This window comes from Mycoplasmopsis cricetuli ATCC 35279, from assembly GCF_000526955.1.
In the GTDB taxonomy this organism is placed as follows: Bacteria; Bacillota_I; Bacilli_A; order Mycoplasmatales; family Metamycoplasmataceae; genus Mycoplasmopsis; species Mycoplasmopsis cricetuli.
Genome location: NZ_JAHB01000040.1, coordinates 1 through 1,342, shown reverse-complemented (window position 1 = coordinate 1,342; position 1,342 = coordinate 1). Strand labels below are relative to the sequence as shown.

The following is a 1,342-nucleotide window of genomic DNA, read 5'->3' as shown; positions in this document are numbered from 1 at the left end:
ACTTAAAGGTGGAAGAAAATATACATTCAAAGAACTTAGAATTAAAAATAGTGATGATACTGGTGAAAGAATATGAATTGACAATTCTCCAAATAATGAAAGCAATAATGCTTTAAAAACACTATTCTTTAACACTCAACTTAGTTCAAATATTGAAGTTAAGAAAACAGGTTCTAGATATGAATATTATTTTGTTAAAGAAGAGTCAGGAATTATAAATATAGTTGGATCATTTATTGTAAATGATGAAGATGATATAATTAGTGTACAAGATCTTGATGGCCTTGAAATTAGATGAATGCCTAATATACAAAGATTAAAGAACAATCAAAGAGATTTATCTAAACATAGCATTATAAATAAAGCCTCAGGAGCTAATTTTAGAATTGAGATTAATCCTCAAAATAATAAAGAAAAAATTATCAAATTTAATTTTGATGGTTCAAAAATCAATTTACTTCCAAGTGCTTTTAATGAGAGAATTATTAATAACTTAGTTCAACCTGATTTAGCTTCAGTTTTAAGAGCAACATTTAAAAATGGTTTTATTCAATTAAATCAAACTGGAGAAAAAGATATTTTCTTTGTAAATTGAGCTAATATTTCAAATATTAATAAATTTACACTTTTTGCAATTAAAGATAATAAATTTCCTGAATTGATTTTAACTAATAACAATAGCAAAAAAATAGCAACCAATTTAATGTTTCTTTCTGAAATAGCAACATTAAAACAAGAAGATTGATTTGTTGCTTACTTTAAAGACTTAAGAGGAAATTACAAATTTAAAAAGTTTCAATTTCAAGCTGATAATAGCTTAGACACCAATGAAAATCAAGTTGGATTATTTAATGTAGAAATTGACAATATATCTGAAAATAATAATAAATATATATTTGAAGGATTATTCGGAGCAAATGAAAATACAATTGATGAAATCATTAATAAGTTACAAAATAGTCCTGATGCATTTAATCCAAATGATTACAAATTTAGATGATATCCTGCTAAAAATATTTTAAAAACTCCAGCTAACCCTGCTGTTTTTGAAGATCCTGTAAAAAACAATATTCTTGAAAGTTCAAATGCTGTTTTAAGTCAAAATCAAAGAGAGGTTCAAATTGATGCCTCAAATACTTCTTTAACTACCACAATTGACAATATAACTAACAATAGTGCGCGTGCTAAATTTGTATTTAACAATACTGATGAAGCCTTTAAATATCTCAATAGTGATTTAAATGCGCAACTTAAAATTCAACTTGGGAAAGTTTCAGATAATTCAAACTTTGGAGTTGAACAAACAATTGTTTTAAATAATACAAATACAGTTGTTACTCAA

General features: G+C 25.1%; 1 protein-coding gene. It reads left to right on the top strand.

Annotation, left to right across the window (positions count from 1 at the left end):
* A partial coding sequence (locus U744_RS04765; protein WP_036432200.1) for a hypothetical protein occupies window positions 1-1,342 on the top strand: 1,342 nt, incomplete at both ends.